The following is a 23868-nucleotide window of genomic DNA, read 5'->3' on the forward strand; positions in this document are numbered from 1 at the left end:
ATAGCCTTTAGTCTGCCCGGTCACCATCACGCAAAAACCAACAATCTTGCGCTTTAATTTTTTTCGCTCACCAGGAAACTTTTAAACTGCGGCGACATCCAGGTTTTAAAACTATCGCCCTCTTTGGTGATCATATAAACCGCCAGCCCTTCCCGGCGAACGACTTCTTTGGCTTTCTCTGGCCCGAGCACCATTAAGCCAGTATCCCAGGCGTCGGCTTCCAGCGCCGTCGGGGCAATCACCGTCACGGATACCAGATTGTGTTCAATGGGACGCCCGGTTTGCGGATCAATTACATGGGAAAGGCGTTTGCCGTCCAGCTCGTAATAGTTGCGATAGCTGCCAGAAGTGCTGATACCGTGACCATTGATGTCAACCACGGCCTGAACCGCGTTTTCTTTATCGGTCGGTTTTTGGATCGCCACCCGCCACGGCTGCCCTTCGCCGTTCATGCCACGGCTGTTCAGCGCGCCGCCCACCGACACCAGATAGCGGGAAAGCCCTTCCTGCTCCATTAAGCGTGCCAGATGATCTGCCGCATAACCTTCGCCAACGGTAGAGAGATCGACATATAAATCCGGCAGATCTTTTTGCAGATATTGCTGATGTGACTGATTAATGACCGTCAGATGCTGTAAACCCGTTTTGGCTTTCATCGCGTCGATCTGTTCCTGGTTCGGGATTTGTACTGGCTGTTGTTCCGGGCCAAAGCCCCACAGATTCACCAGCGGCCCGACAGTAATATCCATCGCGCCATCGGTTTTGGCGCCAATGCGCAGCGAGGTGGTGATGATATCGGCCATCGCTTCACTTACCGGCCACGGCGACAAACTTTTCGAGTCGTTAAAGCGCATCAGCGCGGAGTCTTTTTTATAGGTCGAAAGCAGCTGATCGTCGGCGTCCAGCTGGGTCTGAATCTTCTCTTTAAGTTCAGCACTGCGTTTGGCGTCAATGCCAGGGATGCTGGCACGCCAGAAAGTTCCCATCGTTTTGCCTTCAAGAACGGTAACTTCAGTAGCGTGGGGTTTGGCGGGTTGTGTTTTTTGATCGCAACCAACAAAGAAGAGCGCGGCAGCCAGCAATGCCACGCGGGTAAAACTTATTTCCATACGTGATTATCCTCATGCGAACGGTCGCAAGAGTACACCAAAAAACTGCGTTTGTACGCTGAAAACAATGAAAAAAGGGCCCGCAGGCCCTTTGTTCGATATAAATCGAGATTAGAACTGGTAAACCAGACCCAGAGCTACGATGTCATCAGTGTTGATGCCAGCAGCGCGGGTGAACTGGTTGTCGTCCAGCAGGTTGATTTTGTAGTCAACGTAGGTGGACATGTTTTTGTTGAAGTAGTAGGTAGCACCAACATCAACATATTTCAGGATATCTTCGTCGTCGTAGTTACGACCAGCAACGACACCCAGGTTTTTACCTTTAGACTGCAGGTATGCTACAGACGGACGCAGACCGAAGTCGAACTGGTACTGAGCAACAGCTTCGAAGTTCTGTGCTTTGTTCGCCCAACCCAGGGAACCTACGCGAGTTGCGTTGTAGGTCTGGGTGTACTGAGCAGCCAGGTAGATGTTGTTAGCGTCGTATTTCAGACCACCAGTGTAGGTTTCAGCACGGTCGCCGTTACCCAAATAACGCTCACCATAACCGTTCAGGCCGAAGTTCTGATCATCAGTACGTTTGGAGCTGGAAACTGCAGCACCGATACCGAAGCCTTCGTAATCATAAGTGATAGAACCGCCAACGCCGTCGCCGTTCTGACGCAGAGCACCACGACCGTTGTTGGTCATGCCTTCGCCGCTTACGCTACCGTTTTTACCCTGGTACTGAACAGCAAAGTTCAGACCGTCAACCAGACCGAAGAAGTCGGTGTTACGGTAGGTCGCGAAGCCGTTACCACGCTGCTGCATGAAGTTGTCAGAACCGTAAGTGTCGCCACCGAATTCTGGCAGTACGTCGGTCCAGGAAGTTACGTCGTAAACAACGCCGTAGTTACGACCGTAGTCGAAAGAACCAACGTCCTGGAATTTCAGACCAGCGAATGCCACACGGGTCCAGGAGTTTTCTTTGTTGTCTTCAGAGGTATTGCCCTGGATCTGATATTCCCACTGGCCGTAACCGGTCAGCTGGTCAGTAACCTGAGTTTCGCCTTTGAAACCAAGACGTACATAGGTCTGGTCGCCGTCTTCTGACTTGTTGTCAGAGAAATAGTGCAGGCCGTCTACTTTACCGTACAGATCTAATTTGTTGCCGTCTTTGTTGTAAACTTCAGCAGCGTTTGCTGCGCCTGCTACCAGCAGAGCTGGGACCAGGAGGGACAGTACTTTAACTTTCATGTTATTAACCCTCTGTTATATGCCTTTATTTGCTTTTTTATGCCACTGCATACTGATTAACCCTCATTAATCAGTCGGCAAGTCCATTCTCCCCAAAAATGCAGAATAATCCAACACGAATATGATACTAAAACTTTTAAGATGTTTCATTTATCGCTATAGATGTTTCAAAATGTAAATATAATGGAACTTTTTAAGATTCTTGATGATTGGCGAAATAAGCACCTAACATCAAGCAATAATAATTCAAAGGTAAAATCAATAACTTATTCTTAAGTACTTGATAGCACTGAATGCCAAAACAAAATCTTCACTCGCAACTAAAATATGTCTCGCTATCATCATTAACTTTATTTATTACCGTCATTCATTTCTGAATGTCTGTTTACCCCTATTTCAACCGGATGCCTCGCATCCGGTTTTTTTTTACCCTTCTTTACACAACTTTTATTTTTTGTACTACCGCTGGAAAATTATAACGTTTGCTAACAATTTCACAAAAAATTAACAAGATATAATTCCCGCCATCTTTTCTTTATCCGTAATTAATTTCGCCCTTCTTTTTTGCAGATTATTTGTACAGCAAAATGCGGTGTGTACATCTATTTCCCATCGGGCAGAACGAGACATATCGTTGAGGAATAGAGAATCATCTATCGGGTAATAGTCTGGAATTTCGCACTGTACCCTTTATACTGCCCTATCACTTCGCGAAGTTTTAACAGGTCATAAACACGAATGCGTCAGAAAGAGACAACGGCCACGACCCGCTTTTCACTCCTACCGGGGAGCATTACCCGCTTCTTTTTACTGTTGATCATTGTGTTGCTGGTGATGATGGGTGTAATGGTACAAAGCGCAGTCAACGCCTGGCTGAAAGATAAAAGCTACCAGATTGTCGACATTACTCATGCTATACAAAAGCGCGTCGATACCTGGCGTTACGTGACCTGGCAGATCTACGACAACATCGCTGCAACGACTTCACCTTCCACCAGTGAAAGTTTGCAAGAGACGCGTCTGAAACAGGATGTCTACTATCTGGAAAAACCGCGTCGCAAAACAGAAGCCCTGATCTTTGGTTCTCACGACAACTCAACGCTTGAGATGACCCAACGAATGTCTACTTATCTGGACACATTATGGGGCGCAGAAAATGTACCGTGGTCGATGTATTATCTGAACGGGCAGGATAACAGCCTGATTCTTATCTCGACCCTGCCGTTAAAAGATCTCACCTCCGGATTTAAAGAATCGACTGTCAGTGACATTGTTGATTCTCGTCGCGCGGAGATGCTGCAACAGGCTAACGCCCTGGATGAACGTGAAAGTTTTTCTAACCTGCGCCGTCTTGCCTGGCAGAACGGTCATTATTTTACCTTGCGTACAACCTTTAACCAGCCGGGACATCTGGCAACGGTGGTTGCATTTGATCTGCCTATTAATGATCTAATCCCGCCAGGGATGCCGCTGGATAGCTTCCGTCTTGAACCAGAAGCAGGTACTGCGGGTAACAATAATAATGAGAAAGAAGCAACGGATAGCGTCAGCATTAACTTTAATAGTTCGAAGATTGAAATCTCTTCGTCGCTCAACTCCACCGATATGCGGCTGGTCTGGCAGGTTCCTTACGGCACTTTGCTACTGGATACATTGCAAAATATTCTGCTGCCACTGCTGCTGAACATTGGTTTGCTGGCGCTGGCGCTTTTTGGTTACACCACCTTTCGCCATTTTTCCGGGCGCAGCACAGAAAGCGTTCCCAGCACCGCAGTGAATAACGAACTGCGTATCTTGCGGGCAATAAATGAAGAGATTGTGTCACTGCTGCCACTCGGTCTGCTGGTTCACGATCAGGAATCGAATCGCACAGTTATCAGCAATAAGATTGCCGACCATCTGCTGCCGCATTTGAATCTGCAAAACATCACCACCATGGCAGAACAGCATCAGGGGATTATTCAGGCAACCGTCAATAACGAGCTGTATGAAATTCGCATGTTCCGCAGCCAGATAGCGCCGCGTACGCAAATCTTCATCATTCGCGATCAGGATCGCGAGGTGCTGGTGAACAAGAAACTCAAGCAGGCGCAGCGTCTGTACGAGAAAAACCAGCAGGGCCGGATGGCCTTTATGCAAAACATTGGCGATGCGCTGAAAGAACCCGCACGGTCACTGGCGGAAAGTGCGGCTAAACTCAACTCTCCGGAAAGCAAACAACTGGCAAATCAGGCTGATGTGCTGGTGCGCCTGGTCGATGAAATTCAGCTAGCGAACATGCTTGCGGACGATAGCTGGAAGAGCGAGACCGAGCTTTTCTCCGTACAGGATTTAATCGATGAAGTGGTGCCTGCTGTGCTACCGGCAATGAAGCGCAAAGGCCTGCAACTACTGATTAACAATCATCTGAAAGCACACGATATGCGCCGTGGCGATCGCGATGCTTTACGCCGTATTTTGCTGCTGTTGATGCAATATGCCGTCACCTCAACGCAACTGGGAAAAATTACCCTTGAGGTTGATCAGGATGAATCCTCTGACGAACGTCTGACTTTCCGCATTCTGGACACCGGAGACGGTGTAAGCATTCATGAAATGGATAATTTACACTTCCCGTTCATCAACCAGACCCAAAGCGATCGCTATGGCAAGGCGGACCCGCTGGCATTCTGGTTGAGTGATCAACTGGCGCGAAAACTGGGCGGTCATTTAAATATTAAAACGCGGGACGGGCTTGGTACACGCTACTCCGTGCATATCAAAATGCTGCCTGCAGACCCGGACGTTGAAGAGGAAGAGGAACGTTTACTGGATGATGTCACCGTGATGGTGGATGTAACTTCCACAGAAATTCGGAATATTGTCACTCGCCAGTTAGAAAATTGGGGTGCAACCTGTATCACACCCGATGAAAGATTAATTAGTCAGGATTATGATATCTTTTTAACGGATAATCCGTCTAATCTTACTGCCTCTGGCTTGCTTTTAAGCGATGATGAGTCTGGCGTACGGGAAATTGGGCCTGGTCAATTGTGCGTCAACTTCAATATGAGCAATGCTATGCAGGAAGCGGTCTTACAATTAATTGAAGTGCAACTGGCGCAGGAAGAGGTGACAGAATCGCCTATGGGTGGAGATGAAAATGCGCAACTCCATGCCAGCGGCTATTATGCGCTCTTTGTAGACACAGTACCGGATGATGTTAAGAGGCTATATACTGAAGCAGCAACCAGTGACTTTGCTGCATTAGCCCAAACGGCTCATCGTCTTAAAGGCGTGTTTGCCATGCTAAATCTGGTACCCGGCAAGCAGTTATGTGAAACGCTGGAACATCTTATTCGCGAGAAGGATGTCCCAGGAACAGAAAAATACATCAGCGACATTGACAGCTATGTCAAGAGCTTGCTGTAGCAAGGTAGCCTATTACATGAACAATATGAACGTAATTATTGCCGATGACCATCCGATAGTACTGTTCGGTATTCGCAAATCACTTGAACAAATCGAGTGGGTGAATGTTGTCGGCGAATTTGAAGATTCCACAGCACTGATCAACAACCTGCCGAAACTGGATGCGCACGTGTTGATTACCGATCTCTCCATGCCTGGAGATAAATACGGTGACGGGATCACCTTGATCAAATACATCAAGCGTCATTTCCCAAGCCTGTCGATCATTGTTCTGACCATGAACAACAACCCGGCAATTCTTAGCGCGGTACTGGATCTGGATATCGAAGGGATCGTCCTGAAGCAAGGCGCGCCTACGGATCTGCCAAAAGCTCTCGCCGCGCTGCAAAAAGGCAAGAAATTTACCCCGGAAAGCGTATCTCGTCTGCTGGAGAAAATCAGCGCCAGTGGTTACGGCGACAAGCGTCTCTCACCTAAAGAGAGTGAAGTACTGCGCCTGTTTGCAGAAGGTTTCCTGGTTACCGAGATTGCTAAAAAGCTCAACCGTAGCATCAAAACCATCAGCAGCCAGAAGAAATCCGCGATGATGAAGCTAGGTGTCGAGAACGATATCGCCCTGCTGAATTATCTCTCTTCTGTGACCTTAAGTCCGGCAGATAAAGAGTAATCTCCCGACAGGCCAGATAAGCTCCGACCGCCGGATGCGGCGTAAACGCCTTATCCGGCCTACAAATCCCGCCATTTCAATACATTACACAAACGTAGGCCTGATAAGACGCGCCAGCGTCGCATCAGGCGTTTGCACCGACCGCTCCTACGATTTCCGCGCTTTCCTGACCCTCTCGGCATACATTGTCAGCGTCTGTTTTATGACATCCAGCGTCACTGGCTTCGACAGACAGCTATCCATCCCGGACTCCAGACACCGCTGCTTCTCTTCAGCCAACGCATTGGCAGTCACCCCGATTACCGGCAACGTTAGCCCTAACTGACGAATACGTTGCGTTAACCGGTAACCGTCCATATTCGGCATGTTGACGTCGCTAAGCACGATATCGATATGATTCTTGCTTAGTACATTAAGCGCATCGACACCATCATTTGCCGTTTTACACTGATAGCCCAACGATCCGAGCTGATCGGCTAGTAAGCGACGGTTAATCGGATGATCGTCAACCACCAGAATCATCATGTCGTCATTGCTGGTGGAGTCTTTGTCCGTCAACGGCAGAACGTTGGCAGGATCATCACTTTCAATTTCTATCCGATAGATACGCGCCAGTAGCACAGGCAGTTCATGCGACGAGGCGACGCTATGCACCCACTCACCGGGCGCTCTCTCCAGCGGAATGCCAATATGTCGACGGCAGAACGTCACCACCGCTCTGCCCTGCCATTTTTCACTCAGCGCCTCATCAGTAATCAACACATCCTCCGGTAAGGGTTCCTGACCTTCGTATGTTGTAACGATTACACCACTGCGCTGCAAACTGGTTTCGATAAACTGGCATAGTGACGCATTGCGTACCGCCAACCAGCAGCGTTTACCCGTTAATCCTTCGACACCTTTTTTATGTGGATATTGCGCACCATACAGCGGAATACGTACCGTAAACTGGCTTCCCATACCTGGTTCAGACTCTACTGAGATATCACCGTCCATCATGCTGATCAGTTTTTCACAAATCGCCAGTCCCAGACCGGTTCCCTGGAAGTTACGCTGTACACCCGTCCCTACCTGGAAGAAGGGATCGAACAGCCGCACCACTTCTTTCGCCGGAATCCCCACGCCAGTATCGCGAACGCGAATAGAAAGATAATCGCCATCAGCACGGACATGCAGAACAATGCAGCCGGTATCGGTAAATTTAATGGCGTTACTCAACAGATTGGAGATGACCTGCTGTAAACGCATCGGATCGCCGTTTAAGGTTACCGGCACATCCGGTTCAATAAAGCAGTACAAACCAAGCTGCTTTCGCACCACCAGCGGCAAATAGTTGGCGGTGATATGGTTCATCACTTCACGCGGTGAAAACTCACGCGGCTCTATCTTTAACTGTTCCGATTCAATCTTCGAGAAATCGAGAATGTCGCTGATAATTTTCAACAGCAGGCTGGAAGAGTTATTCATTGCCGTCACCAGACGGTCAACGCCTTTCGGCAACTCTTTGGTTTGCAACAGATCCAGGTTACCGATAATGCCATACAGCGGCGTTCGCAACTCGTGGCTAACGGTGGCAAGGAACATCGATTTCGACTGACTCGCCTGTTCTGCCGCCTGCGCCATCTCTTGCAACGACTCTTCCATCTTCACACGTGAAGAAACATCGACAAGTACGCAAATCGCCACGTTTTCATTACGATAGCGCGAATGAACAAAGCTGATTTGCAGATTAGTATTGTTGCTGGTCAGGACATCGACAAAATTGACTTGCTGCCCACAGATAATTTGCGTCAGCCGCTGGCGATCCTCATGCGTAAGCATATTGAGATAGGTATGTGCCAGTTCGTTACTCAAAATATTGACACCATCAGCGGTGCGCAAAATACAGATCCCCACCGGGGCGGAGGCGACAATCTTGCGATTAAACTGCTCGTGTTCTTCCAGCCGCTGGGCGTCACTTTCTGCCGGAATGAAAATACGCCGCTCGTACATCCGCGCGAGGGTAAACAGTGCCGCACCGGCAATAACATTCAGCAAAATTGCGTTAAGTATCAGCATTCGAATGCGTTCCAGCACCTGATCTACGGGCACCGAGTAAACGATACTTAACGATGATGGCGGCAGATTTTTCTTCAGCACCAGCTCATGGAAGCCAGGTGTATAACCAAACCAGGAACGTTCCTGCATCCAACGCGGTTCAGCCTCGATTTTGCTTTCTGGTCCGGTCAACGAAATCAGGGTATGACCATTCTCATCAAGGATAGTAACCCCCATCGGTAATGTACCTGGTAAGAAGAAGTTCTCCATCCGAATGGTTTGCTCAACGCCCAACAAAGCCTGCAAACGGTTCGCCAGATACACCGGCGTCAGCGCGTAGAAATATCCAACGCCAGGACGCGGGCCTTCGCTGATCCAATAAAGGTTGCTGCCGCTGTCATCCTGCGGAGCATTACGATACTTATTGATGCGCTCATGCAGAGCTTTCAGGGCGGTGTCGCGTTCAACCGGCATATCACGCAGGCCAAAGTTTGCCATGCAGAGGTTATCGCTGCCGATCAAAAATACGCGGTTGAGATCGTAAGCTGCAGAGAAATTATCGCGCCAGTAGCGCATAAACCACGCCAGCGACTCCAGAGAGCCGCGCCAGGTGTTACTCATCGCGGAACAGTCGGAATCGGCAAACAACGGTTCGAACACGGGCACATCCGCTTGCGTTTCTCGCCCACGCGGGGAAAGCACGCCGTTTTCTACAGATAAGCGATTTTCAGCAATGTACTTCAGCTCTTTCATCACGTCAGAAGTGCGCTGAATAAACCGCTGAGCCTGATCGGAACTCAGGTTAAATTCCTGACGAATCTCTGATTCTCGCTGATGCAGGGCATTGACGATGTAAAACACTGATGAAAAAGCAATCAACAGCCAGAGCAATAACGCCAATGCTCTGAACATATAGCGCGAGACTTTCAGGGTTGTGCGAAAAGAAGCAAGGTATTTCAAAGGGGCGAAGCTCCGCCTCAGGTGACCGATGGAGTGTGGTTAAGGTAGCGGTAAAAGCGTGCCACCGCAATGTTCTCTCTTCTCGGTAATATGATACACCGCCGAGAAATCATCACCTTAACCCCCAATAATAGTGCTATGCCGGAACAATACTGATGGAGAAAAGGACGCGTAATATGAAATGGATATATCCTCGCCGCTTACGCAATCAAATGATCCTGATGGCAATCCTGATGGTCATTGTCCCAACGCTTACTATTGGTTATATCGTAGAAACGGAAGGACGTTCAGCAGTCTTATCTGAAAAAGAGAAAAAACTTTCTGCCGTGGTCAACCTGCTTAATCAGGCGCTAGGCGATCGCTACGATCTCTATATCGACTTACCGCGTGAGGAGCGTATCCGCGCATTGAATGCAGAGCTTGCCCCCATTACCGAAAATATTACTCGCGCCTTTCCTGGCATAGGCGCTGGTTATTATAACAAGACGCTGGATGCGATAATCACCTACGCGCCTTCATCACTATATCAGAATAATGTGGGCGTGACGATTGCTGCGGATCACCCTGGTCGCGAAGTTATGCGTACAAATACCCCTTTGGTTTATTCAGGCAGGCAGGTGCGCGGCGATATTTTGAATTCAATGATCCCCATTGAGCGTAATGGTGAAGTCCTCGGTTATATCTGGGCCAATGAATTAACCGAAGATATTCGCCGCCAGGCCTGGAAAATGGATGTGAGGATTATCATTGTACTCACCGCCGGTTTGCTGATAAGCCTGCTGTTGATTGTGCTTTTCTCCCGTCGCCTGAGCGCCAATATAGATATCATTACCGACGGCCTCTCGACTCTGGCGCAAAATATTCCCACTCGATTACCACAATTGCCCGGTGAAATGGGGCAAATCAGTCAGAGTGTTAACAACCTCGCCCAGGCACTGCGTGAAACGCGGACACTTAACGATCTGATTATTGAAAACGCTGCCGATGGCGTCATTGCCATTGACCGCCAGGGTGATGTAACCACCATGAACCCAGCAGCAGAAGTCATCACTGGCTATCAACGTCATGAACTGGTAGGGCAGCCTTACTCCATGTTGTTCGACAATACTCAGTTCTACAGTCCAGTACTGGATACGCTGGAACATGGCACCGAACACGTGGCGCTGGAGATCAGTTTTCCAGGCCGTGACCGCACCATTGAACTCAGTGTCACTACCAGTCGTATTCATAACACGCATGGTGAAATGATCGGTGCTTTGGTGATTTTCTCTGATTTAACTGCCCGCAAAGAAACCCAACGCCGCATGGCGCAAGCTGAACGCCTCGCCACGCTGGGTGAGCTGATGGCTGGCGTGGCGCATGAAGTCCGTAATCCGCTGACAGCTATTCGTGGTTATGTACAGATCTTGCGCCAACAAACCAGTGATCCAATACATCAGGAATATCTTTCTGTAGTACTCAAAGAAATCGACTCAATTAACAAAGTCATTCAGCAATTGCTCGATTTTTCACGCCCACGCCACAGTCAATGGCAACAAGTCAGCCTCAATGCATTGGTTGAAGAAACTCTGGTACTGGTACAAACCGCCGGCGTACAAGCGCGGGTCGACTTCATAAGCGAACTGGATAATGAATTAAGTCCGATTAGCGCCGATCGTGAACTGCTCAAACAGGTACTACTGAATATCCTGATCAATGCCGTCCAGGCTATCAGTGCACGAGGGAAAATTTGCATTCGAACCTGGCAATACAGCGACTCACAACAGGCCATTTCGATAGAAGACAACGGCTGTGGCATTGATCTCTCTCTGCAAAAGAAGATCTTCGATCCCTTTTTCACCACCAAAGCCTCAGGAACCGGGCTTGGTCTGGCGTTAAGTCAACGCATCATTAACGCCCATCAAGGTGATATTCGCGTCGCCAGTTTGCCGGGCTACGGCGCAACCTTCACCCTTATTTTACCGATCAACCCACAGGGAAATCAGACCGTATGACCGCTATTAATCGCATCCTTATTGTTGATGATGAAGATAATGTTCGCCGTATGCTGAGCACCGCTTTTGCACTACAAGGATACGAAACACATTGTGCGAACAACGGACGCACAGCATTACACCTGTTTGCCGATATTCACCCTGACGTGGTGTTGATGGATATCCGTATGCCAGAGATGGACGGCATCAAGGCACTAAAGGAGATGCGCAGCCATGAGACTCGGACACCCGTTATTCTGATGACGGCCTATGCTGAAGTGGAAACCGCCGTCGAAGCACTACGCTGCGGGGCCTTTGACTATGTTATTAAACCGTTTGATCTCGATGAGTTGAATTTAATCGTTCAGCGCGCTTTACAACTCCAGTCAATGAAAAAAGAGATCCGCCATCTGCACCAGGCACTGAGCACCAGTTGGCAATGGGGGCATATTCTCACCAACAGCCCGGCGATGATGGACATCTGCAAAGACACCGCCAAAATTGCCCTTTCTCAGGCCAGCGTCTTGATTAGCGGTGAAAGCGGCACCGGGAAAGAATTGATTGCCAGAGCGATTCACTACAATTCGCGGCGGGCAAAGGGGCCGTTTATTAAAGTCAACTGCGCGGCGCTGCCGGAATCGTTGCTCGAAAGTGAACTGTTTGGTCATGAAAAAGGCGCATTTACTGGTGCACAAACCTTGCGTCAGGGATTATTTGAACGCGCCAACGAGGGGACTCTGCTCCTCGACGAAATTGGCGAAATGCCGCTGGTACTGCAAGCCAAATTACTACGCATTCTGCAGGAACGGGAATTTGAACGGATTGGCGGTCATCAGACCATAAAAGTTGATATCCGCATCATTGCCGCCACCAACCGTGACTTGCAGGCGATGGTAAAAGAAGGCACCTTCCGTGAAGATCTCTTTTATCGCCTTAACGTTATTCATTTAGTACTGCCGCCTCTGCGCGATCGTCGGGAAGATATTTCCCTGTTAGCTAATCACTTTTTGCAAAAATTCAGTAGTGAGAATCAGCGCGATATTATCGACATCGATCCGATGGCAATGTCACTGCTTACCACCTGGTCATGGCCGGGAAATATTCGAGAGCTTTCCAACGTCATTGAACGCGCCGTCGTGATGAACTCAGGCCCGATCATTTTTTCTGAGGATCTTCCGCCACAGATTCGTCAGCCAGTCTGTAATGCTGGTGAGGCAAAAACAGCCCCTGCCGGTGAGCGTAATTTAAAAGAGGAAATTAAACGCGTCGAAAAACGCATCATTATGGAAGTGCTGGAACAACAAGAAGGAAACCGAACCCGCACCGCTTTGATGCTGGGCATCAGTCGCCGTGCATTGATGTATAAACTCCAGGAATACGGTATCGATCCGGCGGATGTATAACACCAAAACTTGCTATGCAGAAATTTGCACAGTGCGCAAATTTTTGCATAGCCGCTCAATTTCCTTCTTAACCTCCATCTAATTTATTCTTTTTATTCAATCAGTTAAGAAACAACATCCAATATTCTCATTCTGGCACTCCCCTTGCTATTCCCTGACTGTACCCACAACGGTGTATGTAAGAGGGATAAATAATGAAAACAAAATTGATGACATTACAAGACGCCTCCGGCTTCTTTCGTGACGGCATGACCATCATGGTGGGCGGATTTATGGGGATTGGCACTCCATCCCGCCTGGTTGAAGCATTACTGGAATCTGGCGTTCGCGACCTGACATTGATAGCCAATGATACCGCGTTTGTTGATACCGGCATCGGTCCGCTCATCGTCAATGGTCGAGTCCGCAAAGTAATTGCTTCACATATCGGCACCAACCCGGAAACAGGTCGGCGCATGATATCTGGTGAGATGGACGTCGTTCTGGTGCCGCAAGGTACGCTAATCGAGCAAATTCGCTGTGGTGGAGCTGGACTTGGTGGTTTTCTCACCCCAACTGGTGTCGGCACCGTCGTAGAGGAAGGCAAACAGACACTGACACTCGACGGCAAAACCTGGCTGCTTGAACGCCCGCTGCGCGCCGACCTGGCGCTCATTCGCGCTCATCGTTGCGACCCACTTGGCAACCTGACCTATCAACTTAGCGCCCGCAACTTTAACCCCCTGATAGCCCTTGCGGCTGATATCACGCTGGTAGAGCCAGATGAACTGGTCGAAGTCGGTGAGCTGCAACCTGACCATATTGTCACCCCTGGTGCCGTTATCGACCACATCATCGTTTCACAGGAGAGTAAATAATGGATGCGAAACAACGTATTGCACGCCGTGTGGCACAAGAGCTTCGTGATGGTGACATCGTGAATCTGGGCATTGGTCTGCCGACGATGGTCGCCAACTATTTGCCTGAAGGCATTCATATCACTCTGCAATCGGAAAACGGCTTCCTCGGTTTAGGCCCGGTCACAACAGCGCATCCAGATCTGGTGAACGCTGGCGGACAGCCATGTGGTGTTTTGCCTGGTGCAGCCATGTTTGACAGCGCCATGTCATTTGCGCTGATCCGTGGCGGTCATATTGATGCCTGTGTGCTCGGTGGTTTGCAGGTAGACGAAGAAGCCAACCTCGCGAACTGGGTAGTGCCTGGGAAAATGGTGCCCGGTATGGGTGGCGCAATGGATCTGGTGACCGGGGCGCGCAAAGTGATCATTGCCATGGAACATTGCGCCAAAGATGGTTCACCGAAAATTTTGCGCCGCTGCACCATGCCGCTCACTGCGCAACACGCGGTGCATATGCTGGTCACTGAACTGGCTGTCTTTCGTTTTATTGACGGCAAAATGTGGCTCACCGAAATTGCCGACGGGTGTGATTTAGCCACCGTGCGTGCCAAAACCGAAGCTCAGTTTGAAGTAGCCACCGATCTGAATACGCAACGGGGTGATTTATGATTGGTCGCATCTCGCGTTTTATGACGCGCTTTGTCAGCCGGTGGCTTCCCGATCCTCTGATCTTTGCCATGTTGCTGACGTTGCTAACGTTCGTGATCGCGCTTTGGTTAACACCACAAACGCCGATCAGCATGGTGAAAATGTGGGGGGACGGTTTCTGGAACTTGCTGGCGTTCGGTATGCAGATGGCGCTGATCATCGTTACCGGTCATGCCCTTGCCAGCTCCGCTCCGGTGAAAAGCTTGCTGCGCACTGCCGCCTCCGCCGCAAAGACGCCCGTACAGGGCGTCATGCTGGTCACTTTCTTCGGTTCCGTCGCTTGTGTCATCAACTGGGGATTTGGTCTGGTTGTCGGCGCAATGTTCGCCCGTGAAGTCGCCCGGCGAGTACCCGGTTCTGATTATCCGTTGCTCATTGCCTGCGCCTACATTGGTTTTCTCACCTGGGGTGGCGGCTTCTCTGGCTCAATGCCTCTGTTGGCTGCAACACCGGGCAACCCGGTTGAGCATATCGCCGGGATTATCCCGGTGGGCGATACTCTGTTCAGTGGTTTTAACATTTTCATCACTGTGGCGTTGATTGTAGTGATGCCATTTATCACCCGCATGATGATGCCAAAACCATCCGACGTGGTGAGTATCGATCCGAAACTACTCATGGAAGAGGCTGATTTTCAAAAGCAGCTACCGAAAGATGCCCCACCATCCGAGCGACTGGAGGAAAGTCGCATCCTGACGTTGATCATCGGCGCACTGGGTATTGCTTACCTGGCGATGTACTTCATCGAACATGGCTTCAACATCACCATCAATACCGTCAACTTGATGTTTATGATTGCAGGTCTGCTGCTACATAAAACGCCAATGGCTTATATGCGTGCTATCAGCGCGGCAGCACGCAGTACCGCCGGTATTCTGGTGCAATTCCCCTTCTACGCCGGGATCCAACTGATGATGGAGCACTCCGGTCTGGGCGGACTCATTACCGAATTTTTTATCAATGTCGCTAACAAAGACACCTTCCCGGTAATGACCTTCTTTAGTTCTGCACTGATTAACTTCGCCGTTCCGTCTGGCGGCGGTCACTGGGTTATTCAGGGACCTTTCGTGATACCCGCAGCTCAGGCGCTGGGCGCTGATCTCGGTAAATCGGTAATGGCGATCGCCTACGGCGAGCAATGGATGAACATGGCACAACCGTTCTGGGCGCTGCCAGCACTGGCAATCGCCGGGCTCGGTGTCCGCGACATCATGGGCTATTGCATCACTGCCCTGCTCTTCTCCGGCGTCATTTTCGTCATTGGTTTAACGCTGTTCTGACGGCAACTCTACAGACAGAAGGAAGATAAAATGAAAAATTGTGTCATCGTCAGTGCGGTACGTACTGCCATCGGTAGTTTTAATGGTTCACTCGCCTCCACCAGCGCCATCGACCTGGGGGCAACAGTAATTCAGGCCGCCATTGAACGCGCAAAACTCGATTCACAACACGTCGATGAAGTGATTATGGGTAACGTATTGCAGGCCGGGCTGGGGCAAAATCCGGCTCGTCAGGCACTGCTAAAAAGCGGACTGGCAGAAACGGTGTGCGGATTTACGATCAACAAAGTATGTGGTTCTGGTCTGAAAAGCGTGGCGCTTGCCGCCCAGGCAATTCAGGCCGGTCAGGCACAGAGCATCGTAGCGGGTGGAATGGAGAACATGAGTTTAGCGCCCTATTTACTCGATGCAAAAGCACGCTCTGGTTATCGTCTTGGAGACGGGCAGGTTTATGACGTAATCCTGCGCGATGGCCTGATGTGCGCCACTCACGGTTATCATATGGGGATTACCGCCGAGAACGTGGCCAAAGAGTACGGAATTACCCGTGAAATGCAGGATGAACTGGCGCTACATTCACAGCGTAAGGCGGCAGCAGCCATTGAGTCCGGCGCTTTTACCGCCGAAATCGTCCCGGTAAATGTTGTCACACGGAAGAAAAACATCGTCTTCGATCGCGATGAATTCCCGAAAGTAGATTCTACTGCAGAAGCTCTGGCTGCATTGCGCCCGGCCTTCGACAAAGCCGGAACGGTCACCGCCGGGAACGCGTCTGGCATTAACGACGGGGCTGCCGCACTGGTGATTATGGAAGAATCGGCGGCGCTGGCGGCAGGCCTAAAACCACTGGCACGCATTAAAAGCTATGCCAGCGGCGGCGTGCCTCCCGCATTGATGGGTATGGGGCCAGTGCCTGCCACACAAAAAGCATTACAACTGGCGGGGCTGCAACTGGCAGACATTGATCTCATCGAAGCCAATGAAGCATTTGCTGCGCAGTTCCTTGCCGTTGGGAAAACCCTGGGCTTTGATCCTGAGAAAGTGAATGTCAACGGCGGAGCCATCGCGCTGGGGCATCCTATCGGCGCCAGCGGTGCACGTATTCTGGTCACGCTATTACATGCAATGCAGGCACGAGATAAAACGCTGGGTCTGGCAACGCTGTGCATTGGTGGCGGTCAGGGAATTGCGATGGTGATTGAACGGTTGAATTAACGAACAAAAACGCCCGATAGCGAAAGTCATCGGGCGTTTTCTTAAACATCGACAGTGAAAGTAACCTCATTAATTACCAGTCAAAACTTTTCACCAGCGTCAGTTCGCCAGCATTACGCATCGGGACAACAAAGGTTTCCTGTTTCTCATTGACCGATCCTTCATCGGTGATCAGCGTCAGTTGAGCAGTCGTCAACTCCGTTTCGCTGCGTCCGCCATAGTAGTTGATATACACCTGATAGCGCCCGTGAATCGGCGCTGGCATGGCGAAAATCTCTGGACCGTACCCCGTCGTGACATCCATATCCAGTGCACCACTGTTTTTCAGCACCGTGTTACCGTACCAGGCGTGTTCGCCATCAGGCGTAACGACATGGAGATCGAGATCGGTATTATCCGTATCCCACGAGAGAACCAGCCGTAAACGCGCACGAATCGTTCCTGTACCCGGCGTTGAGTAAAACTGCATTTTTTGTCGGCTTTGCCCATCCGGGCTGATGACCTGCACGCTGTTGCTGCCTTCGGTGAAAATATAAGGGCGCGCAAATGAACCATCGGATTCAATTCTCTGCGGCATACTGGCGCCGTTGACCACCAGTCGCCCCTGTTGGACTTTGCCCGCCGCCGCATAATTTTTGATTTTGCCACGGATCTGCGCTGAGATATTTTGATCATCGGCCATATTGACGGACGATGCGGGGTAATTAATCGATTGTGAAAAATTGGCATCTTCACCCTCCGCCGGATGCCAGCCTGAGAGCGGCGCATCAATCTCGACTTCCTGCACACCTTCGCCGTGAGCAACAGGCGAAAGCGCCACCAGTAACAACGGAAGAAAAATCTTTCGCATAGCATTAGTCCATTAATAATTGTCGGGTCAGCGTTTCGATATACGTCTCATCCAGCCCGGTGGGATAGCCATCAAAGGCCAGATGCAGATACTCGTGGGTTAAATCAAGCCGATCCTGAAGCGTAAAGAAATTACGAATAAACAGCCGCTTCTGCTGCCGATCGGTATAGGGGAAACCTGAGACTAAACGGCAGACCGCAAACACGTCTGGTTCGTTGTACCCCGTCTCGCCTTGTAATATACGCCGCCACTGCGGCATTTTTTTCGCCAGCCAGGCTTTCGCTTTGGGTAATAACTGGCAGGAAGAGCGTGGCGCTCCCCAGCGGCTAAGGCTGTTGTCGGGATAAGCAAACGCGAGTATCTGGTCGTAACGCTCTCCCTGCCCCGCCTGAGCCGTGGCTTGCCGCCAGGAGAGTGTGCCTTCGGTAGCCCGACTGCCGTGATAATGAACCGGATCGCCCGCATAGATGAGATCCTGCGTCCAGGCGGTCATTGTCCGCGCCCCCGTGGTGGCTGGCGAAGCAGAAACACGCTGCGTGGCGCTGCTGTCCGGGATGGTCAGGCAATCGCCTTCCCGATTGGCGTTTTGCTGTAAAAAAGTGCGAATCGCCACGGTCATGGCTTTCGCAGCCTCTGGAGGCGTGCTTTTCGCCTCGCGATCCAGAACTCTGGCTACGTACTCTTCACGATCGAGATGCGACTGCAATTTCAGTTTGCCCTTTTCGCTCAGTAAGGTCGTCTCACCGTGGCTGACAAACGTAATGTGGTTACCATTGGCAAACGTCACACGATAGCGCCCATTGAGCACGCCCGGCGATACGGACTTTGTGCTTTTCTCCTGGGTGACTTTCTTCAAAGGATAACGAGCAAACAGATCAACCTGCACACATTGCCCACTGGCAACTTGCGTCGGTACAGGTAAAACCTGATTCAGCGCCGTCGCATAACGGGTCAGTACCGTTTTGCTGGTGCCGCTGCCAGTAACCCACAGCGGTGTACCATCGGTTAACCAGCCGGCAAAGCCCCCTTGGCGGATTTCCTGCTTATCATCGGCAAACCAGCTCCAGGTTTTCACCCGTACCCGACTACCGAGCATGGACGCGACACCGATTTTCGCATCGTCCAGCACCACATCCAGTAAGATTTCCTGAGCTTTGTTTTGCGCGGGTAACGTCGCTAATGAATCAAGTAGCGATTTAACCGTTACCGAGGTTTCTGGCTTCAGCGTAGATAGAGATGCCAGCCACGCTGATGCCTGACGCTGTTGCCAGTATTGCCGCCATGCATCCGCGCCAATATGCAGCCGTTGCGGCGCAAAATAGAGTCCGCAGGAACGTACCAGTGCGGTATCACGCGTTATGCTCTCCCCTGCCTGACAACAATAAACCTCTTCCGGGGAGTTGCCGCGACACTGGTAGGGCTGCTCCGGTTGATGGGTATCCTCCAGCCAGGCGTATACATACAGTTTCCACAAACTCCCTAACGGCGTGGTGAGCGTGTCAGGTAACGTCGTGACTTTTGCCACGCCTGACGGAGTAAGCTGATACAGTTGGTCATGCTGCGCGCCCCGCAGCGCCAGTTGTAGCGGTGGCTCCCCTGCAATCGTCGACAGAGAAACCAACGCCAATAGCCAGACGATTCTGCGCCAGTTCACTTATTTCACCTGCATCCCGGTCCATTCGCTCCCTGCCGCAACGCTTTGCTGTGCAGGTGCATAGGAACGCACATAACGAGCAGGCGGCAGAACGAATTGCCCTTTTTGCGAGAAGCGCAGCAAATGGCGGAAAGTGACCGTTCCCGTCAGTTCTTTCACCGGCACCATATAGGCCAGCTCGCCCATTTCATTACGCGCTTTTTCCAGCAACTGCCCCTGCTGTTTCGCGGCGTTGGGTTTATTGACCGAAATGCCCCACGTTGTGCGTTCAACATCGGCTCCCGGCGGCAGCGGTACTTCTACCTGACCGTAGCGCAGAGATGCATCCTGCTCGTTGGTAAGCGTTACCTCATCAAGGTACAGGGCGTCGCTGTCGATCTCATTACCGGTCACCAACTGCAGAGTAAAACTCATCTCTTCTTCACCAGGGATAAGCCGATACAACTGGCGTTCAACGGTCACCGGAATGTTACTTTGTTGAGCCGCTTTTGCCGGTTCACGCCAGCGAACCTGCACGTTTTGCGGCGATAATTCGTCACCAAAAGAGAGAATGTCCGGCACACACTGACCAACCCAACGCCAGTATTCGCCCCCTCCGGTTAACTTATGTTTGGCCCATGCGCCCGCAGGCGCAGGTAACACAACCGGAGGCATCGTCGCCATATATTTCGCCAGCCAGTTCATGGCCAGTGCGCGTTCAATAGTGGATTGCTCAGCAGTCAAACCACTTAAAATGGCGGCCGCCTGGGTGGTGTCGCCACCGCTATTGAGCAGCACAACCGTGTGCGCCAGCGGCTGGTTGCTGTTCGCTGCCTTATCCCACGCATATTGCTGAACCTGTGGCATCACAGTGGACTTCAACTGCGCTTTTTTCAGCAACGTCATGGTTAAAACGTTAGCAACCGCATCTGCCAGTGGAGATTCCGGTGTATCGAGGATCAGGCTGTCATTGATATCGCGGGTGTCTTCCTCAGAGAAATCTTCTGTTTTAGTTCCGCGCCGGGCGATAGCTTCATCCAACCCTTTCAACAACGTTTTGCACGGCAGATTCATCTCCTGCGCCCACGCCAGCACCAGCGCCCGATGCAATAACGGCATGTTATCTGCCTGCTCGGCATAACTGTCGAGCATATGCTGCCAGTATTCCGGTTGCTGCGTTACGCCGAGCGCCTGACTGGCCTGCCAGTCGGCGTACCATGCCCATGCCGTGAGGAAGGCGTCGCCATTGCCATCTTCACCCCACCAGGTAAAGCGCGCGCCTGGCCCCGCCAGTTGCATCAGCCGCAGACGGTTATCCTGAATCATCTGACGAATGTCGTTAGCGGCGGCACTTTGATGATCGGCAAGCGAACGCCAGGCGAGACTGAGCGGGATCAGACGGCTACCGGTGTTGATCACGCCCCCCCAGGGTTCATCGACTAACGCATCAAGGTTATTGCGGAAAATCTCCTGCGGCGTTTCACTACTTTGTATCCGGATATTGCTCGCCAGCTCGGGCAACATCAGCGCGTTATCACCGCCGCCGAGCATGACGTTTTTCTGCTGTTCAACGGGCCAGGTGTTATCCACAAAAGACAGCTTTGTGCTAATGCTGTCCTGCACTTGCCCATTTTGTTGCAGCTCTGCGCTTAACAAACCAGATTGCAGAATGTTCTGCTCCAGCGAAATATAGTTCGCCCCTTTGTGCAGCGTCAGCGTCTGACGCATCTCAGCGCCCGCAAATTTACTCACCAGTTCCACAGGTTCGTTATCCTGCTGACTGAAGATAAACAGCCCTGCCGCCGGTTTGTCGCCCAGACGATATACCGTTGGCATACTCCACTTCATGTAGAGATTTTTTTCCGAACGCAGATAAGCACGCCCTTGCCCAACCAGCCCGTCGCCGTTCATCCCTCGCGCGGTAATACGCCAGCGGGTTAACGAATCAGGCATCAGGAACGTGAAATACGCTTTGCCTTGTTTATCGGTTGTAAGTGACGGCATCCATGCCGCAGTATCCACCTCTTCGCGTCGTGGACGTTCCAGCATTTTTACTCGCCGCTCGCTGCGGTTAGTCGCGCCAGGCGCAACCGGCTCGCTGGAGAGCGCCTGGTCGTAGCTGATAAATGACAAGCTGGAACTGGTGCGCACATTGTTACGCCCCAGCGGATAGAAAAATTTGCCGATATTCGGCGCGATTTCCGGTTGCAGTGCGTAGATCATTTCATCGACCACGCCAACCGTTAGCTGCGCGGAAACCGGTTTACCCTTCAGCAACGAGGTTAATTCAACATTGACCAGTTCACCTGGCTGGTAATGGGTTTTGTCCGTTTTCACCCGAATATCCAGCTGGGGAACGGCAACTTTGATCCCGGCGTTCTGAAAACTGAACTGACCGTTACGGGTATACAGCACCGAAAAAGTGATGTTAGGCGCAAAGGAATTGCTCACCGGTACGCGGGCTTCATACTGGGTATCGTTTAAGCGTTGTAACTTCAGCCAGTTTGCCGGGCGCGATAGCAGCGACTGCTGTTCCACGCGATCGCGTTCCAGCGTCAATAACGCTTCATCGATTGGCTCCGGGAAGGTAATCAGCATCTTCGCGGTTTCGCCTGGCTGGTACAGCGTTTTATCCGCCACGATATCTACCGTACCAGTATGCGCCGTGCTGCCCTTACCGCTGACTGCATGGCTTAACCCGGCGAGAATTAAGCCGTCTTTATCGCGTAATGTCAGGTTGTAGTTGCCAGGTTTATCGAAATTGACGGTAAAGAATTTGCCGCCTGACGGTAGCTCTCCGCTATGGCTCGTGCGGTCTTCGAGACGCAACCATTCATACGTAACAGGAACCTGTTTTGAGGCTTCCAGCGCGCCATAACGAAAAACAACCGGCTCGCCGCTATTACTGTATTGCGCGGCGGTGCTTAGAGAGTAATGCGCAAGACCGCGTTCAATGAGGATCTCTTTGGTGGTGGTGACACGATATGCCGCACCATCGCTGGCGGAAACGGTTAACAAATAGCGGCTCGGTTTATCGGCAGCGGGAAGGTTTAATGCTACATTGCCTTTATCGTCCGAAACAGCATCGCTACCTTCCAGCGACACCGGGAAACGTCCAGCATAACGCAAATCGTTACCAACCATCGAAAGTTGCTGAGCGCGCAAACTTAACTGCACGCGGGCATCTTTTACCGGTTCGCCATCCGGGTAGAGCAGTTGCAGTTTGCCGCTGACCGCTTCGCCAGTTTTGAAATCTTTTTTATCGAGAGCTAAACCAATCTCGAAATGTGGTTTGATGTAGTTGGCTACGCGAAAACTACTGCTGTAGACCTGATTGCGGTAAGCCAGGCGTAACTCATAACCTCCGGCAACGGCATTTTCTGGCAGGCGGAAACTCCCCTGCCCGCCATTGCGCGCATCCAGCGTGACATTGACGGTTTGCAACAGGCTGCCGTTGGCGTCCAGCACCGAGAGTTTTGCCGGGGCGCTGACGATGGGCGATGAATGCATCGGGTCGTGGAACTCGCGCCCCATCACTTTAACATCAACACGGTCGCCTGCCCGATACAGCGGGCGGTCGGTAAAGATATACAAGCGGGTGTTGTAGATTTCGCTTTCGTAGAAGAAGTTCTCGGAGACAAAAACGCCGCCTTCAGCATCTTTACCCAGAATGTATGAACGTTCCGGCGATATATGTTGTAACTGCAAGGTGCCACTATCATCAGTCACACCACGTGTCATCACGCCAAGACCGTCAGTCCACAGAACTTCCGAACCAGGTTTAGCTTCACCCCGTTTTTTGCCAGCGGTCCACACCAGAAGCTCGTTACCTGACACTTTACTAAGCGCCACGGTATCGGAAACAAACACCACCGTTGTCGCCCGATACCCACCTACCATTGCCTCGACGAGGTACAGTCCCGGCTCTTGTTTGCCGAGAGGAATATAGATGTTGCCCGGTTGCGGCGAGATGAAGTTACTGGATGCGCCTTCCAGTTTTACCCCTTGCTGTGGCTCAACCGGTTTTGCCTGCCATAGTGGATAACGGAACTGTTCCACCAGTGGATATTTCTTCAGCGGTGAAAACTGGCTGTTTTGTACATAACGGGAAGGTTTGATGATGGCATTGCCGAGCTGCAATTCCGGTAATGCCTGGGTCACATTCTGCCGTGATTGATAAGAGAAAGAACGCTGCATTACACGGCGAGATTTGCCGTACCAGTTATCCCACAGCCAGGTTAGCGTATTGTTCAGACCGTCGCCCAGATACTGCGGTTGTACTACAATGCGGTGCAGGTTTTTCTGCTGACGCAGAAATGCCATCGGATCAGGAATACGATACAGGCGAACATCCACGCCGCCGTACTCTTCCATCTGATAACGTTGATAATCGCGCCCCGGCGCTTCCAGCCGCACTTTCGCCTCTTCGCTGCTACTAAAACTGCTGTCAGCGAGCAAAAAGAACGTTCCCCCGGCGGGCGGCGCATAGTTGCTGGAAGGAAGCGAATCGTCAGCATTAACAAGCCCCGTCCCCATAAGAGACAGGCT

The 23868-nt window shown here is 51.2% G+C and carries 14 protein-coding genes; 8 read left to right on the forward strand and 6 right to left on the reverse strand.

Annotated elements, in window-relative coordinates:
* Positions 1-53: 53 nt before the first annotated feature.
* On the reverse strand, positions 54-1109 hold the full coding sequence (gene apbE, locus WES_RS07140) for an FAD:protein FMN transferase ApbE (RefSeq protein WP_016158650.1): 1056 nt from the start codon (positions 1107-1109) through the stop codon (positions 54-56).
* A 111-nt stretch (positions 1110-1220) separates the two neighbouring features.
* Complete coding sequence (ompC, locus tag WES_RS07135; RefSeq protein ID WP_016158651.1) at positions 1221-2345, reverse strand: porin OmpC; 1125 nt, start codon at positions 2343-2345, stop codon at positions 1221-1223.
* 738 nt (positions 2346-3083) lie between these two features.
* Here ompC and rcsD point away from each other — a divergent pair.
* On the forward strand, positions 3084-5756 hold the full coding sequence (gene rcsD / locus WES_RS07130) for a phosphotransferase RcsD (protein WP_016158652.1): 2673 nt from the start codon (positions 3084-3086) through the stop codon (positions 5754-5756).
* A gap of 16 nt (positions 5757-5772) precedes the next feature.
* Positions 5773-6423 (forward strand): response regulator transcription factor RcsB, encoded by a 651-nt coding sequence (gene rcsB, locus WES_RS07125; protein ID WP_001516743.1) that lies wholly within the window; start codon positions 5773-5775, stop codon positions 6421-6423.
* Positions 6424-6570: 147 nt separating this feature from the next.
* On the opposite strand, the gene rcsC is transcribed toward rcsB, so the two are convergent.
* Positions 6571-9420 carry a two-component system sensor histidine kinase RcsC gene (rcsC, locus tag WES_RS07120; RefSeq protein WP_016158653.1) on the reverse strand — a complete coding sequence of 950 codons (2850 nt, stop codon included), beginning with the start codon at positions 9418-9420 and terminating at the stop codon, positions 6571-6573.
* 176 nt (positions 9421-9596) lie between these two features.
* On the opposite strand from rcsC, the gene atoS reads away from it, so the two are divergent.
* The 6 genes from atoS (at position 9597) to atoB (ending at position 16837) form a co-directional block, all read left to right on the forward strand.
* Positions 9597-11414 carry a two-component system sensor histidine kinase AtoS gene (gene atoS / locus WES_RS07115; RefSeq protein WP_016158654.1) on the forward strand — a complete coding sequence of 606 codons (1818 nt, stop codon included), beginning with the start codon at positions 9597-9599 and terminating at the stop codon, positions 11412-11414.
* Positions 11411-12796 carry an acetoacetate metabolism transcriptional regulator AtoC gene (gene atoC, locus WES_RS07110; protein ID WP_016158655.1) on the forward strand — a complete coding sequence of 462 codons (1386 nt, stop codon included), beginning with the start codon at positions 11411-11413 and terminating at the stop codon, positions 12794-12796. The genes atoS and atoC overlap by 4 nt, the downstream gene beginning before the upstream one ends.
* 194 nt (positions 12797-12990) lie before the next feature.
* Entirely contained in the window at positions 12991-13653 is a 663-nt protein-coding gene (atoD, locus tag WES_RS07105; protein WP_000850522.1) for an acetate CoA-transferase subunit alpha, read from the forward strand.
* The gene (gene atoA / locus WES_RS07100) at positions 13653-14303 is read left to right on the forward strand and encodes an acetate CoA-transferase subunit beta (protein ID WP_000339061.1); all 651 of its coding nucleotides are present in this window, start codon (positions 13653-13655) and stop codon (positions 14301-14303) included. The genes atoD and atoA overlap by 1 nt, the downstream gene beginning before the upstream one ends.
* Entirely contained in the window at positions 14300-15622 is a 1323-nt protein-coding gene (locus WES_RS07095) for a TIGR00366 family protein (protein WP_000580270.1), read from the forward strand. Before atoA ends, WES_RS07095 begins: the two co-directional genes overlap by 4 nt.
* A 30-nt stretch (positions 15623-15652) precedes the next feature.
* Positions 15653-16837, forward strand: a complete 1185-nt coding sequence (gene atoB, locus WES_RS07090) for an acetyl-CoA acetyltransferase (protein ID WP_016158656.1) — start codon at positions 15653-15655, stop codon at positions 16835-16837.
* Between the two features lie 73 nt (positions 16838-16910).
* Here atoB and WES_RS07085 read toward each other — a convergent pair whose 3' ends face one another.
* Genes WES_RS07085 through WES_RS07075 form a run of 3 tightly spaced genes read right to left on the reverse strand, consistent with a single transcriptional unit; the run spans position 16911 to position 23856 of the window.
* Positions 16911-17687, reverse strand: a complete 777-nt coding sequence (locus WES_RS07085; protein ID WP_016158657.1) for a YfaP family protein — start codon at positions 17685-17687, stop codon at positions 16911-16913.
* Positions 17688-17691: 4 nt separating this feature from the next.
* Complete coding sequence (locus tag WES_RS07080; RefSeq protein ID WP_016158658.1) at positions 17692-19341, reverse strand: YfaQ family protein; 1650 nt, start codon at positions 19339-19341, stop codon at positions 17692-17694.
* A complete protein-coding gene (locus WES_RS07075; RefSeq protein WP_016158659.1) occupies positions 19342-23856 on the reverse strand; it encodes an alpha-2-macroglobulin family protein in 4515 nt (1504 codons plus the stop codon).
* Positions 23857-23868 lie beyond the last annotated feature (12 nt).

The organism is Escherichia sp. KTE31 (genome assembly GCF_000407925.1).
In the GTDB taxonomy this organism is placed as follows: Bacteria; Pseudomonadota; Gammaproteobacteria; order Enterobacterales; family Enterobacteriaceae; genus Escherichia; species Escherichia ruysiae.

Bases quoted from the DNA above. Each gene is read 5' to 3' on its own strand.
- apbE (WP_016158650.1), bottom strand. From the start codon at position 1,109: ATGGAAATAAGTTTTACCCGCGTGGCATTGCTGGCTGCCGCGCTCTTC.
- ompC (WP_016158651.1), bottom strand. From the start codon at position 2,345: ATGAAAGTTAAAGTACTGTCCCTCCTGGTCCCAGCTCTGCTGGTAGCA.
- rcsD (WP_016158652.1), top strand. From the start codon at position 3,084: ATGCGTCAGAAAGAGACAACGGCCACGACCCGCTTTTCACTCCTACCG.
- rcsB (WP_001516743.1), top strand. From the start codon at position 5,773: ATGAACAATATGAACGTAATTATTGCCGATGACCATCCGATAGTACTG.
- atoS (WP_016158654.1), top strand. From the start codon at position 9,597: ATGAAATGGATATATCCTCGCCGCTTACGCAATCAAATGATCCTGATG.
- atoC (WP_016158655.1), top strand. From the start codon at position 11,411: ATGACCGCTATTAATCGCATCCTTATTGTTGATGATGAAGATAATGTT.
- atoD (WP_000850522.1), top strand. From the start codon at position 12,991: ATGAAAACAAAATTGATGACATTACAAGACGCCTCCGGCTTCTTTCGT.
- atoA (WP_000339061.1), top strand. From the start codon at position 13,653: ATGGATGCGAAACAACGTATTGCACGCCGTGTGGCACAAGAGCTTCGT.
- WES_RS07095 (WP_000580270.1), top strand. From the start codon at position 14,300: ATGATTGGTCGCATCTCGCGTTTTATGACGCGCTTTGTCAGCCGGTGG.
- atoB (WP_016158656.1), top strand. From the start codon at position 15,653: ATGAAAAATTGTGTCATCGTCAGTGCGGTACGTACTGCCATCGGTAGT.
- WES_RS07085 (WP_016158657.1), bottom strand. From the start codon at position 17,687: ATGCGAAAGATTTTTCTTCCGTTGTTACTGGTGGCGCTTTCGCCTGTT.
- WES_RS07075 (WP_016158659.1), bottom strand. From the start codon at position 23,856: ATGGGGACGGGGCTTGTTAATGCTGACGATTCGCTTCCTTCCAGCAAC.